Here is a 13,694-nt window from a genome sequence, read left to right as displayed (position 1 = left end):
GATGGAAACCGTGCACTTGGCTTGAAACCCAGAAAACCGCGCGCTGGCGCTCAACTGGCGTCGGGAACGCCGATGCAGATCCAGACTTGATTTGGACGAAAGAGTTCAACCTGCCGGGGCCTGCGCTCGGCAAGTTCGGCAAGGGCCAAATGGTGATTTACCTAGAGGAGGTCGACCTGCGCATGCCGGCAGCCTATCGCGAGGAACCTGTCACCTACGACAAGATGTTTGACGAAAACACCTTCGTAGCGTCTGGGCCACGGTTCAGCACGAGAATCCCTTTTCTTGATTTCGTCTGAGGATGCGCGTGAGGACATGGCGTTTTAACCCTATCTTTGAGGAGGAGGTGAATAATGCGACCGACCCGATGGATTGCTTTGGTGCTTTTTTCTGGCGCGGTCTCAGTTGCCGAGGCTGCATCTGTGGCCGAAAGTAACCAAGCGGCCAAACCGCCCCTCTACCCCGACAGCACCACCACATGCACTGCCGAGTTTCAACTCAAGCCGGCCGCTAAGGATGACGGGCACGGTTTTGTCGTTGTCTCCGGGCCCGACGGCAAGCAGCTCGAACTGCGTGGTGGGCCTTCCAAAGGCGGTGGTAGCAGCAGCGATAGTGTACCCGGGCTCACCCCTGGAAGCTCAGGTGATCAGCCCTCCGGAAATCCCTTCAATTGCACGACGTCGCATCCATGGGGAATTGTCGTACCCTATATCGGTAAGCACGGAGAAGTGGGTACCGATAGTTCGGGCATGAAAATCTATTCGCCTGACGGGAATGTTTCGAACCCTCTGTTCAAAGTGAGTATAGGGAAGGGCGCGCAGAAGAATGTGTGCGCAATGGCCAATTGCATGATGACCATCATCAAAGCGCTTGGCGCGAGCTGCAAGCTCTACACGGTGGGAACCGGAAAGTTACGAAACTCGAACACACTGATTTCGATGGCGATGGCGTCGTGCGGTGTGCCGGACCCGCTACCTTCTTCGATGTCCGCCACGGGGTGGGGCAACGATTGGGAATAGTATGCTTTCTGTGGATTAAGTTTTCAACGGAGAATTTCCAATGGGCACTTTGAGCATCTGGCACTGGCTGATCGTGCTGGCGATCGTCATGCTCTTGTTTGGTCGAGGTCGGATATCCGCCTTGTTGGGCGACATCGGCCAGGGCATTGGCAACCTTCGGCGCCAATTGAAAGACTGACGAAACCGGCCGTGTCATTTTCCATCACGGCAAAAAGGATGGAGAAGTGGATATGAACAAGTCAGTTGGATACGCTGCTGTTGATCAAAAGCTAAGGCGAATGCCAAGGCTTTTTAGCTCGAGAATATCTATTGCTGTTTCCTTCATATTCACCGCAGCATTTTTGCTGATTTCGCTTCATGGCGCACATGCGCAGTGTGCTAATAACATGAAGCTCTCTTGTGGTGTTTATGAAGCGTGTTTTGCAAAATATTGCAGTTGCAGCGGCGAAAACGAGTATTTTTTGAGCTATGGCAAGCCGTATTGCGAGAAATTCCTCGCCACTGACGACGGCTGGTCCGACGCCGGGAAGAAGTGGCGGGATGCGACCTTGCTTTGTTTACAAGAAAAGATCGTCCCGCAACTCGACATATCGGAAGATCCGCAGTGTGATTGTAAAAAGATGAAAGAATTTGCGTTTCAAACGCATGTGGATTGCTACACTCAGGCGCAAGCATCGGTCTGTGATCTGGAGTGGACTGATTACAAGAAGATATATGACACAATCAGCGTGTGGAACGATTTGGCTACTGATCAATATGGGAGAAGGCAGTTCAAAAAGGTATTCGCCATATGCGCTGCAAAGAAATACGACAAAGAAAAGAAGGAGTTTATCGACAAAATCAACGAGCTGTTGAAATAGGACTTCACACTAAAATATTACGGTGGCCAAGGATTATAATGTTATGCCTTGAGTGATGTTGAAAGGCAAGGAAGATGGCTGAGATATGATGCTGCTGATGGTTTTGATTCCCCTGTACATGGTCGAGCCTAAGAGAAATTTGTCCCAGATCGAGCTGGTCGCTTCTGTTCCTCCTGTAGCACTGGACGCTCTTGCGCCATCTCACCATCCGACGACGAGAGATCCCGATCTGCGGACGCCAGCCGCGGCATGAACTGCGGGAGATCGACGAAACGCAGTCAGTTGCGCCAGAGGGCGAGAGCCGGAGGCAATCGGCGTAAGGTTTCTGTCGAGTAGCTTTTGGCACAAGCGCTCTCACCATTGGATCGAAGTCTGTGTTAGCTGGCAAGGAGCCGCTGGAAAGTCTCAAGCTTATGCGCGAATGAACCTGACAACGTTGGTCGGAGGTTCGGAACAATGCGTGTATATGCAACAGCTCTATTGCTTTTGTGCCTTTTGCCTACGTCTGCGCTATCACGTGAGTTGACGGTCGCTACGTGGAATTTGGGGTGGCATGTCGACAAGGCCACAGCGGCGACCTGGATCTCAAAGTGCGATGCGCTGTTTGAAAAGGACCCTGTCACAGACATCTGGAAACCTTCGACGAGCGGAACCGGCGTTGCGGGATGGCAGGTGAATTTTCGCGAGAAGGTCGAATGGGATTGGAGCAAATTCCCTGTGTGCGACGTCTACAAGGATCGCAACTTCGACGCGGTCCCGGTGACTGTTGGCGCCTATGACAAGCGGCTACAGCAGATCAACGACTTCCTCCAAAACACAGTCCCCGCCGACATCTACGCCTTTGAAGAGGTGAGTGGTGAGCAGGCTGTTCGAGACGCCCTTCCAAACGGAGGGACGGGCTATGAAGTTTGCACCTTCTCGGACTTCAAGGTCCAGCGCCTCGCGATCGCGTGGAAGGCAGTCCTCGGGGAGTCGATCGCATGCACGGTCGAGCCTGAACTGAGCCTGCCAAACAATCCGCAAGATGAACAACCCCGGCCAGGATTGTCGGTTGAGCTGAAGATTGATGGAGAACCGGTCCGCGTCCTGGCCGTTCACTTGAAATCTTCCTGCGTTTCGCCGCTTGAGGCCAGCGGTGACCTGACGGACGATCAAGACCGGGACTGCAGGATCTTGCAGCAGCGACCTCGGTCGGGCTGTGAGCGGTAGCCGTTTGTGGAAAACGTGCTCCAGGATGGGGCGGCGTTAGCGCGTACATTTCCAGCCGGAGCTCGTCCCATTTTGTGTTGTTCATCGCCGGATTGAGCATTTCGTTGCCTCTCGAGCCAGAACGAGATCATGGTAGCCAATGCCACCGCAGATAGGAAGTTGGCGGCGAGCTTGTCGTAGCGTGTGGCGTTCCGGCCTACATGCATCACACCACAGGAATGCAAAAACATCGAAACAGCTTGCTACAGGTCTGAACGCGAAGTGCTCTGGGCATAATTCTGGATGATGCGATAGACCTGCATTCGTGAGCATCCCACGGCCCTTGCTATCTCGGACGCTCCCATATTCGCACGCAGGAGTTCGGCAACACGTTGGTGGTCAATACGAGCCTTCCCGCCCTTATAAACACCGATACCCTTTGCTTTTTCGATGCCCTCCCTTTGCCGCTCCTTGATAAACCGGCGTTCCATTTGAGCGACCATTCCTAAGACGGTCAGCACGATATGGCCCATGTCGCCGCGGGTCGAGACATGCGGGTCCAACACGGTCACGAAGGCTTCTCTCTGCCCGCACTCGTGGATCAAATTGAGAACGTCGCGCGTGTCGCGGCCTAGCCGGTCGAGGCGCGTAACGACCAATTCGTCTCCCGGCCGGAGAAAATCGATGATGGTCGCCAGTTCAGCCCGGCCGTCGCGGCTCGCGCCTGAGACCTTCTCCGACCGGATGATGCCGCACCCTTCGGCTTTCAGCTTGGCGATTTGGGTTTCTAGATCCTGGTCAATGGTGCTGACGCGGGCGTAGCCAATCCGGCTCATGGGTGTCACCTCAAGGTTTAAACCCGAGGCTACACTGTCACAAATAGTCGATGTCAACCCAGATGTTACATGGGCGTCGCGGCAGGGCGTTACGTCACTTCAAGGCATACCCTGGTGTTCATATGCCGACATCAATACCGCTCGGCGCGGGGAGTAATTAGTGAATCAAAAGCAGCCACCAACTGCTGCATGGTGATTCCTTTCCGTTGTGATTAGACTGCCGACTCGTGTCGGATCCAAGTGCGCTATCGCGCGTGGCCAGACAGACGCGTGAATGCATGTGGGGGTAGATGGTGGATCTGCAGTATGAGTACATCGCGCATCGTTTCAAGCCCCGCAGCGGTTCTGAACAGTCGTTGCTTCTTTTCGTGGCACCGGCAACCGACATCAGGAGTTGGGCAGGAGTCCCTCGGAAGGCGTTTGACTACCAGCACGGGTTTCAGCGAACCCTGAACCCTGGACGTGTCAACGATGTCGTTCAATATTTCCGCGAGGATGTGAAGAACATCTCTCCAACGTCAATCGTTGTCGGCTTTACGGGCGCAGTCACCGTGGAAGCTGCTGAAGGAGCTACTTTAGGAGGTGTTGAGGCTGTTCGTGTTCGCGTAACCGTGCCGGACTTCGCTCAAATCGGTCTTGATGCCTTGGCAGATCAGGCATTGGCAAGACTTCGAATGCGCTTGCCGGAACCTGTCATTAAACAGATTGAAGCCAATGTAGAAGAAGCGTTCGCGGAAGCCATTAAGCTTCAAGACGAGGAAGCGGTAGATGAATCTTTTGGCATTGAAGCAGAAAGCGCCGTAGAGAGCGGGATTGACCCAGAGGCAGAGGAGAGGTCCTATCTAGCCGATTTCTATGCGCAATTGCTTGGATACCGTCGAAAGTTGCTAGAATGGCCGGAAGATGGCCAGTTACGTGAAATTCTTTACTCAATATTGAAGCCTGCAATAATTGTAGACGGCCAGCATCGCGTCTTTGGCGGCGCCGCTGCCGAGCAAAATATGTTGTTTGCGATCTGTGCAATTCCGCAGTCGAGTTGGGCGGAGAGCGTCTATCAGTTCGTCGTAATCAATCAAAAAGCCAAACCTATCAAACCCGCCTTTTTGAGCTCCATCATCGCGACTTCGCTCAGTACTGACGAGATAGCCTCCGTCTATAATCGATTGCGGTCGTCTAAAATCGATGTTGACCGAGCGGAAGTAATGGATCGTATTAACACGGACCCAATCTCTCCCTTCAACAATATGATTGATTTCGAAGTTGAAGGCTCGCCTGGCTTTTTGCAGTTCCCGGGCATGGCTCGTTTGGCGAGGGACTTCCAGAACATACCGCGGTCGCATTCCATCCTGCTACCGGACGGAACTTGGAATTCCGTAGACGGAGATTGGACAGACCATTTTTTTGGATTTTGGACAGGGGTGAGAAATTACTTTGAAGGCATTGATGCCCGGCTATGGACAAAGCCTTCAGCAAGTAATCCAAACAATCTTTTGAAGATAGTGACGTTGCAGGAGCTTCAGGGATTGATGCTGGACAATTGGGCAGACAGTCGCTTGGTGCGCCTCAAGATTGTCGAGGAGACAACTGAGATGGCGAAGAGGTTCTGGACAGACTTTCCGGCAACATTTTTCTCCGATGAGTGGCGCCAGAAAGGGCTTCAAACTTCTGTGGGGCGCCGAATCATCCGAGACGCCATTACAGAGACCCGTCGCAACATGGGCCGACCGCATTGGGGCCATCGGAGACTCGGCTTGTTCAAAGGCTAGGATCGCGTCGTGTTGCAATGGATTGACCTTGCGCTCCTCGGTGATGAGGCGCGTCTTAGTGCGGCAATCGATGGCCTTGATGAGTCAGGCCGAACCGCAGTAATTGCTGACCTTGCGGACCAATTGGGCATGAATGACGCCCAAATCCAACGCGCTACGCTGCGGATCTTGGTGGAGCGGGTCAGGCCTTTTGCGCTCTCCTCTGCCCTTTGGTCGAGGCCGATTACCTCCTCCGACGATCCTCGGGCAGAGATTCGAAGACAGTTTGCACGGCGCGGCGTCGCTGAAACACCTGAGCGAATAGACTTGGCATTACAGCTGTATGCTCAGTTCACACAGGACCGTGCGAAAGTTCCTGTCCGGGAGATCGACCTCATGCGCTGCGGTTATCGCTGCGAACATTGCGGCTTGGCCTTTTGCAATGAAGATCTTGTATCTAGGGGACTCATTTCGCCATTCGGCCTTCGCGGAACGGACAAGACAGATCCGCTCAAACCGCATTGGAATGGGCCCGACAACAATCGGTATCCGACGATGGACCACGATTGGCCCGTAAGTCTTTATGGCGACAACGGAATTAACAATCTTCGGGTCCTTTGCGGCGCCTGCAACCAAGGAAAAGCAAACTATTTGGCCTTGCAGCAGTTAAAACCATGGGTTGGGTTGCCGGAGCGCGCGCAGCTACTGGGTGGAAGCTCTCTCTCGTTCGATGTTTTTTATGCGCAAATCCGACGCTCGCCTAGTTGCTTCCAAAGCGGAAGAAAGGCGGACGTCACCGAACTCACTGTTGCATTAAGAGATGTTCATTCGGCTCCCGTCTTAGACAACCTAGTGACAATTGAAAGCTCGGGCTTGTAGGATTTCAACTGTCCGTATTCAGTGATCGGGTTAAGGAAGGCCTCGTTAGATGGACTAGCGCCAAAAGCAAAGCCGCTGCCACTTAGCCGAATGGCCAAAGCAGAACATGCGATGCAGGGAATTACATACCTGTTCTGGATCAAGAATCGCCAATTAAATCTCATCAGTCTAAAACGAGAATCCCGCTAAACCAGTGAGCTTCCTAATGGGCCATTTCAGAAAAGCGTTGCCAAAAGGCCCAAACCGGTGAGGTCCACAAGCAAGGGGTTTAGCGGTTCAACGATCAAATCTTGGTTTCAGTACCGATGCGAACGCAAGGTTCGCTTCGAACTGTCGAGCAACGATGAACTCGCGGCCGTACCTGTCATCAAAGATGTGCGGCAAGCGAGTTGGGCTGCCTTGGGAACAGCGTATGAAGCGCGAGTTGTTCAACGACTCAGTCGCGAGGAAGGCGTTCGCCGGCCTGCCCGGGCAAAAGATCCTCTTGATGAGCTCAGCACAACAGCGTTCCTGCGAGGAAAACTGGATGTGCCTTACATCGCCCAGGCAAATCTAACGCCTAGACACCTACCCCGGTTTCTCCAAGGCACGGGGCTGAGCCTTAACCGCAATCTCCCCGATCTCATCCGGCGGACGACGGCCGAGGGATTGGCGCAAAGGCGCTTCACTATTATCGACGTGAAAGCGACGCGGCGGGCTACTGCGTTCCACAAGACCCAAGTGGCATTCTACGTCCGCATTCTGGAGGAGCTGCTGCGCGAGCTGGAATTGTCCGCGCCTACGGCCACGCAACTCGATACGTCGGGGGAGATCTGGCGTATTCCTGATGATGGGACTGCCGAAGGAGACGCGTGGCAAGTCGAACGCTTTGCCCTGGCACCATATCTCAGATTAGTCGACGAATTTTGCAACGATGTCCTCCCCAAAATCGCCGCCAAGCGAATCGGGCCCAGTGTCGACCAAACTTTTTTCCATCTCTATTTCAAATGCGAGCAGTGCGAATATTTGGGCCATTGCTTCAAGAGTATTGGGTCGGAGTTGCCACCAGACCTCCGTGATGTCTCCGCGGTCCCAGGCCTTACACACGAAGGCAAACGCGCCCTTCTCCGACTGAAGGTGGATTCTGTAGCCGCACTGGCGAATGCCAGCGGACTTGCTGGTGCACCAGGTATCGGCTGGTCTCTGAGCCGCCGTGCGCCCTTGCTTTCAGCCAGAGCAAAGTCGCTGGCATCGGGCATGGTGATCCGGACGGAGGAGGAACACAGCTTTCTAATGCCGCCGCGTGCCGACGCCGTTTTGCTCGTGTCGGTCGATCACGACCCGGTCGATGATCGCATCGCCGCAATCGGTTATCGCCGCATTCAGGATGGCATCGTGCGCACCGAACGGATCGAAGTTCCCAGCGGCGGTAGTCTTATCGACGAAGCCGCGGCAATGATCCGCGTTCTGAGTGCTCTAATCGAGGATCTAAGCGAGATCGACGCCTCGAATGCGGCCTTGCCATCCGGCTCGCCTGCCGGTGTCTACGCCCACATCTTTTTCTATGAGCCGGCCGAGGCGACAAATTTGCAGCAAGCTATCGGTCGGCATCTGGACAATGTGACAATCCGCGAGGGATTGCTTCATCTCGTGCGGCTCTTCCCGCCGGAGGAGGTTGTCCCGGAGCCGGAATTTCGTGGTGTCCATCACCTCCCGGCGACTGCCATCCGCAGCGTTCTCGAACAGCTTTACGCGCTCCCTGTTATTGTTGCCTATGACCTGCGCCAAACCAGTCAAGCTTTGGCGCTTGTAGGCGCCGAGGCGCCCTATCGCCCGTCGGAAGCGTTCGCGCGGCCGTTTTCGTCGCTGTTGTCGATCGACGTAATTCGTCCAATACGGGAGGGGAGCGAAACCGCCATTCCGACGTCGGCGATTGTCGCAGACGTGAGCGCGCGACTAGACGCGCTCCAAGGTGTGATTAGATGGCTCTTCGACCAGAACGCCCTGGCAACGGCGGACGGGCGACCCATGCTGCGACTGGCGAAGAAGCCCTTCCGATTCCAGGCGAGCTTCGACCCCCTCAACGCCGCGGACCTGGACGTACTGCTCGCCTGCGAATTGCTTGAGAACCGCGCTGGACTGCTAGATGCGCTCGTCGGCCTAGCCCAGCCGAGCGCACGTCGCCGAGACGCGGGTCGAAGCCTGGCCGGGCTGACGTTGGCTAAGCAATGGAAGTACGGCCGCAGCCAAATCCTGCTGTTCAACGTACCGGAAACCAGCCGGGAGAGCGACCTCGGACCGGGAGACTTCGATCTGATCCTGACCGACGATTCTCCCGATCTGCGACTGGATCCGACCCTCTGGCCGCTTGTCGAATGCCGCATCCGACCCGCGGGTACTGGATACGAAGATCGGCGAGACCAGGTCCAGATTGAGGTGTCCTCGAATGTCTTTCGAGGGGCCCTGTTTCAGGAGTTGATGCGCCGAACTTCCAAAGGCGGCTGGTATATTGATCGCAGCTTTAGGGACGCGAACACCCAGAAAGCTGCTGCCTTCCTGGCGAACCTGGCGGCAGGACAAGCTGCATGAGTGCACGAGACCAGATCCTTTGCTTCCTTCGCGATCCAAAGTCCTTCGCAGCCTCGGCCTCCGATCCAGACATCTGGCTCGCCGGCCTGACCGACTTCGCAAAGCCCGCGCTTGAGGCGGCGAATGACCTACCGTTGGCTAAGGCTCAGGTCGCCGCCTGGGAAGGCATGGCGAACGCGCGCGCCGGCCTGGTGCTTGGCCCGCCAGGCACTGGGAAAACCCATCTGCTGTCCTGGTTGATTCTCGGATACATCCACGCCCGTAGTGCTGCGGGAATGCCCGCCCGCGTTTTTGTCAGCGGCTTTACTCGGAACGCAATCGGCAATGTCTTGGACGGGGTTACCAAACGGGCGGCGAACTACCTGCCGGGTGCATTCGACACCCACTTCGTTGGTACCGGCCCAGCTGCAGGTCTCTCTCCGCTAGTCCGTCACCGATCCTCGGTCTTTGGGTCCGGAGGTGCGGCGGCGCTGGCTGACCTTCAACCCACAGCCGTTGTGATGGGCGGCACTATCTGGTCACTATACCGGCTGATGCAACGCCCGGAAGCGGGCGGAGACGGGTTCACCGCCGATCTCTTCGATCTCATCTGTATCGATGAGGCGTCACAAGTCGTTCTTGGCCAAGGCCTCATGGCGCTTGCGGGTTTGAAATCCGCTGGTCGCGTCGTTGTCGCCGGCGACGATCAGCAGTTGCCACCGATCCGCGCTGGTCGAGACATCAAACTTGGACGTCGTGAACTTGGCGGTTCGCTCTACGCCTTTCTGAAATCCGGCGAAGTCCCCGAGTTCGCTCTCGACACGACCTTCCGGTTGAACGGACCGTTGGCTGCATTTCCCGAGCGGAAATTCTACATCGGCAAATATACTTCCGCCGTTGCATTCGAAAAGCTCGAACTCACCGAAGCATGGCGCGACGGACTTGAAGCCTGGGAGGTTGCGATCCTCGACCCTGAGTGGCCGGTCGCGATCCTCCTTCATGACGGACCGGCAGCCGCAACCAAGAATCCGTTCGAGGCCGCGCTCGCGGCCAGACTTGCCACGAGGCTGGCCGATCGCATGGTTGGAGCGAAGATCAGCGGCGCCTACCAGCCCGACCTTTGGCGGGAGCAATTGGCAGTGATAAGCCCTCACCGGGCGCAGAATGCAGCGATTCGCTCGGCCTTGTCGGAAGCCGTTGGCGTAGGTGCCTTTGTCGAGACCGTCGACCGAATCCAGGGGAAGGAACGCAACGCTGTCATACTGTCTTACTGCGTTGCCGATGCCGAATTCGCGCTAGCGGAAGCAGACTTCATCTTTTCGCCTGAACGGCTCAACGTCGCAGCGACCCGTGCCAAAACCAAGCTCATCGTTCTGGTCAGTCGACGCCTTCTCGACGCCGTCCCAGGCGATCAAGAGGCAATGGATAAAGCTGAAATCCTGCGCGAGTTTGTGTTCAACGCCGCGCCCACCGGGGACGCCATTGTGCGCGACCCGACGGGCGTCGATGTCAACGTACAAGTCCGGGTAATCGGGTTTGCTGGCGCCCCCGAGTTCGAAGACTTCAGCTCAGGTGAAGTGAACGGGTCAGATCTGACGACCGAGGTTCTTACTCCGCACCTGCAGGATCTGCTGGACGCGGTGGTAAAGGCTGCGAGCGCATCCGTTTATCGCTCGGCGAACCTATCGGACCTGAGCCAGAGGATGGCAACGCGGAACAACCTGTTGCCAGATCTCGTGAAACTGCACGCTATGGGCTTGATCGTGCTCAATCAGCCGCGGCCTGACATTCCCTCTTTCTGGGTCGCCAAACCGCTTGATCCTCGACGGCGTGTCTTTCCCGCGGACCCGATCACAGTCCGGTCCCGACTAGAGGAGGTCGTCGCACAGGCCCGACAAGGTCGCCTTGCTCCCCACTATTGGCGTGTCCGCGAACGTTTCGCCTGGATGGACGGCGAAGGGCGCGACATCTTCCGTCCCGTTCTCGACCAATTGAAAATTGAGGGATTGGTCGAACTGGGCATGAACGGCCAGTGGCTAAACGTAGACTGGCTGGGCACCGCCGAGCAAGACAGCGATGCGCCGGAGGTTGAGCCCGGCGAGGAACTGTCTGATGACGACTATCGTATTCTCAATGCGTTGGAGGACCTTGAGGCGGCGAGAATCAATTTCGGTGTCTTCGAGGCATGGACCTCCATCGCCACGCTTGCCGATGGCGCGACCTTTTCGCGGCAAGCGGCAACGATGGCGCTATGGCGCCTCTCGTCCGCTGGCTGGGTACTCTTGGGTGAGGACGGCCGAGTTCGCAGTCGCATGGCTGAGTTGGCGCGTGAGATCCGACAGGTCAAACAGCGGTTCCAGCGCGACGACGCCAGTCAACGTCCCTACCTCGTCCGCAGCTTGAAAGTTGAGCTCCGGGACAGAGACAAACCCGACAGACAAGACCGTCTTGATCAGTCCTTTGCCGCCGTAACACAGGGTCTGACCGATGACCACCAAAGTGCCTTGCGCGGACTGTCAGGCGCTCTGTTGCGTCAGTGGGGCGCTGATGCACGGCTTGCTGCATTCCAGGTGCGTAGTCTTGCGGCTTTGAGCCAAGCCTGGGGCGGCCTCGCTGACGATACTTTCGTGATTGCAGCCGATACCGGTTCGGGCAAAACCGAGGCTGTGGCCTTACCGCTAATCGCTGCGGCGGCGACCGACACAATCCGCGGCGTTTCCGGTGTGCGCGTGATTATGACTTATCCCCGCGTTCGCCTGGCAGCCAACCAGGCGCAGCGCCTAGCGGGATACCTGGCCGCCTTGGCCAAGGAAGACAGAATGCCCACGGTAACGCTTGGCATGCAGGTCAGCCAAGTTCCTGAGCGGCTGAGCGCTCTGGCAGATCGGGACAGAACGGCGGGGTGGGTTTCGCTCGGTTCCGGCACCTACGCCTTTCCACTCTTCGCCTGCCCGGAGTGTGGAGCGGATCTTTTCCTACAAGATGGCGCTGGCGTCGATGGTGCGGACAAACTTTCCTGCACCGGATGCGCGTGGCACTATGGTGGTTGGATTGGATCAAAAGAGCGCATGCGGGTCCAGCCCCCCGCAGTGTTCCTACCCACGACCGACTCGCTCCACCAGTGGCTTCATGATCCCCGCTATGGCCGCTTGTTCGGCGACGATCCCAATTTCGCGGCGCCACGCGCTTTGGTCGCCGATGAAATCCACCTCTATTCTCATGTTCATGGTGCCCAAGTCGGCTTCGCTCTGCGACGTCTCATCGCGCGGACCGCAATTAACGCCGCCGCAGCGGGCGGCCCAATGATAGCTGTCGGTATGAGCGCTACGCTAGGCGACCCCGCGCGTTCATGGGAGCGGCTTGTCGGCCGCCAAGGCGCCATCCTATTAACCCCGCATGCGCAAGAAAAAACGATAAACCCTCGCGGCCGCGAATACTTCTATTTTGTTCAGCCAGAAGTCGAATCGCGTGGCAAAGATATCGCCGGCAACTCGACCACGATCCAAACAGTTATGGCGCTCGCCCACGGAATGCGGCGTCGCACAGGGAACCAAGGTGGGTTTCGAAGCCTGATCTTCCTGGATTCTGTGGATAAACTGCGTCGCCTTCACTCGGCCTACGACGATGCAGAGTCCCAGAAGAACTTGGCGGTATACCGAACGCGACTTTACCCTGACGATCCGGTCACAGGGGCGCCACGCGATAGATGCTGTGGTAAGCCCTTCGGATGCGATGTTTTTACCGACGGTGAGTGTTGGTTTTTCGCCGCAACAGATAGCCGTCAGACTGGAGCTCGCGGGCTGTGTCGTCCCGGCCGACCGCTTCGCGTTGCGGAGCAGCCTGTCTTTTCGGGCACTGCGGGGCGGGTGGAGGCGCTGATCAAAGCTTCCGATGTGATCTTCACGACCTCGTCCCTTGAGGTCGGTTACGATGACCCGGATATCTCGCTTGTTTACCAACATTATGCGCCGCAAAATCTCGCGAGTTTCATTCAGCGAAAAGGGCGAGGGGGCCGCGGCGCCGACGATCGGCCAATTACGGGGGTTACGCTGTCGCTTTACAACAGTCGCGACACCTGGTGGTTTCGGAAGCCTCAGGAGATGATCTCTCCGGCGGATTTTGATACGCCTCTCAACCCTGACAACCACTTTGTTCGTCGAGGCCAACTTCTGGTGACAATTCTTGACGCCTTGGCGCGCCGATATCGGCGCGAAGGACGGCCGTCGGACCTCGCACAACCTTCGGCCGAGGCGTTCGCGGAAGCTGAAACTTTGGTTACCAGGGTCTTTGGGCCTGAGCCCTGGAGGGAATTCGATCAAGACAGCCTGGCGACATTTTGGGCAAAGGCGCGTACGAACGTCAAAATTGGTGCCTCGCCGAAGTACCTCTCCGATCTTCGGCAAGAGATGGAGTGGGCACCTGATCTCCTTTTCGACACGGTCAATCTTCCAAGCTTGGCTGTGCATGCCGGGTCAGAGCCGCCGCGCTCGGAAGACGTCGCGCTAGCCCTCGCGTTAGCGGCGCCTGGAAATGCAAGCCGGCGATTTAACCCCATAGAGGTTTACTGGCGCCCGCCAATGGATGGGGCAGGGCCATGGCTTGCCCCTGGCGACTATAGCC

The 13,694-nt window shown here is 56.8% G+C and carries 10 protein-coding genes and 1 pseudogene; 9 read left to right on the top strand and 2 right to left on the bottom strand.

Annotated elements, in window-relative coordinates; all coding sequences use genetic code 11:
- The 5 genes from CN311_RS32600 to CN311_RS32595 form a co-directional block, all read left to right on the top strand.
- On the top strand, nucleotides 1–299 hold a 299-nt coding region (locus CN311_RS32600), incomplete at its 5' end, for a hypothetical protein (protein ID WP_165779722.1).
- Between the two features lie 54 nt (nucleotides 300–353).
- On the top strand, nucleotides 354–1,019 hold the full coding sequence (locus CN311_RS32260; protein WP_133117195.1) for a hypothetical protein: 666 nt from the start codon (nucleotides 354–356) through the stop codon (nucleotides 1,017–1,019).
- 40 nt (nucleotides 1,020–1,059) lie between these two features.
- Nucleotides 1,060–1,197: a twin-arginine translocase TatA/TatE family subunit gene (locus CN311_RS16015; RefSeq protein WP_065011115.1), complete on the top strand. Its 138-nt coding sequence runs from the start codon at nucleotides 1,060–1,062 to the stop codon at nucleotides 1,195–1,197.
- 52 nt (nucleotides 1,198–1,249) lie between these two features.
- A complete protein-coding gene (locus tag CN311_RS16010; RefSeq protein ID WP_133117194.1) occupies nucleotides 1,250–1,879 on the top strand; it encodes a hypothetical protein in 630 nt (209 codons plus the stop codon).
- 456 nt (nucleotides 1,880–2,335) lie between these two features.
- Nucleotides 2,336–3,088, top strand: coding sequence for a hypothetical protein (locus tag CN311_RS32595; protein WP_165779721.1), 753 nt, complete (start codon nucleotides 2,336–2,338; stop codon nucleotides 3,086–3,088).
- Nucleotides 3,089–3,204: 116 nt separating this feature from the next.
- On the opposite strand, the pseudogene CN311_RS33425 reads toward CN311_RS32595, so the two are convergent.
- Both CN311_RS33425 and CN311_RS16000 read right to left on the bottom strand, forming a co-directional pair.
- A pseudogene (locus CN311_RS33425) lies at nucleotides 3,205–3,282 on the bottom strand (IS5/IS1182 family transposase); the annotation flags it as partial.
- A 48-nt stretch (nucleotides 3,283–3,330) separates the two neighbouring features.
- Nucleotides 3,331–3,903: a recombinase family protein gene (locus CN311_RS16000; RefSeq protein ID WP_097574744.1), complete on the bottom strand. Its 573-nt coding sequence runs from the start codon at nucleotides 3,901–3,903 to the stop codon at nucleotides 3,331–3,333.
- A gap of 293 nt (nucleotides 3,904–4,196) precedes the next feature.
- On the opposite strand from CN311_RS16000, the gene CN311_RS15995 reads away from it, so the two are divergent.
- From CN311_RS15995 to CN311_RS15980, 4 genes are all read left to right on the top strand, one after another.
- Nucleotides 4,197–5,669 (top strand): ParB N-terminal domain-containing protein, encoded by a 1,473-nt coding sequence (locus CN311_RS15995; RefSeq protein ID WP_208866508.1) that lies wholly within the window; start codon nucleotides 4,197–4,199, stop codon nucleotides 5,667–5,669.
- 9 nt (nucleotides 5,670–5,678) lie between these two features.
- Nucleotides 5,679–6,527, top strand: a complete 849-nt coding sequence (locus CN311_RS31985; protein ID WP_115504253.1) for an HNH endonuclease — start codon at nucleotides 5,679–5,681, stop codon at nucleotides 6,525–6,527.
- Between the two features lie 528 nt (nucleotides 6,528–7,055).
- Entirely contained in the window at nucleotides 7,056–9,095 is a 2,040-nt protein-coding gene (locus CN311_RS15985; RefSeq protein WP_133117193.1) for a hypothetical protein, read from the top strand.
- Nucleotides 9,092–13,694, top strand: a 4,603-nt coding sequence (locus CN311_RS15980) for an AAA domain-containing protein (protein WP_133117192.1), incomplete at its 3' end; no start/stop codon positions are given. The genes CN311_RS15985 and CN311_RS15980, both read left to right, overlap by 4 nt.

The sequence above is a fragment of the Mesorhizobium sanjuanii genome, from assembly GCF_002529485.1.
Lineage (GTDB): Bacteria > Pseudomonadota > Alphaproteobacteria > Rhizobiales > Rhizobiaceae > Mesorhizobium > Mesorhizobium sanjuanii.
The sequence above is the reverse complement of the archived record's forward strand: the minus strand, read 5'-3'. Positions and strand labels throughout refer to the sequence as shown.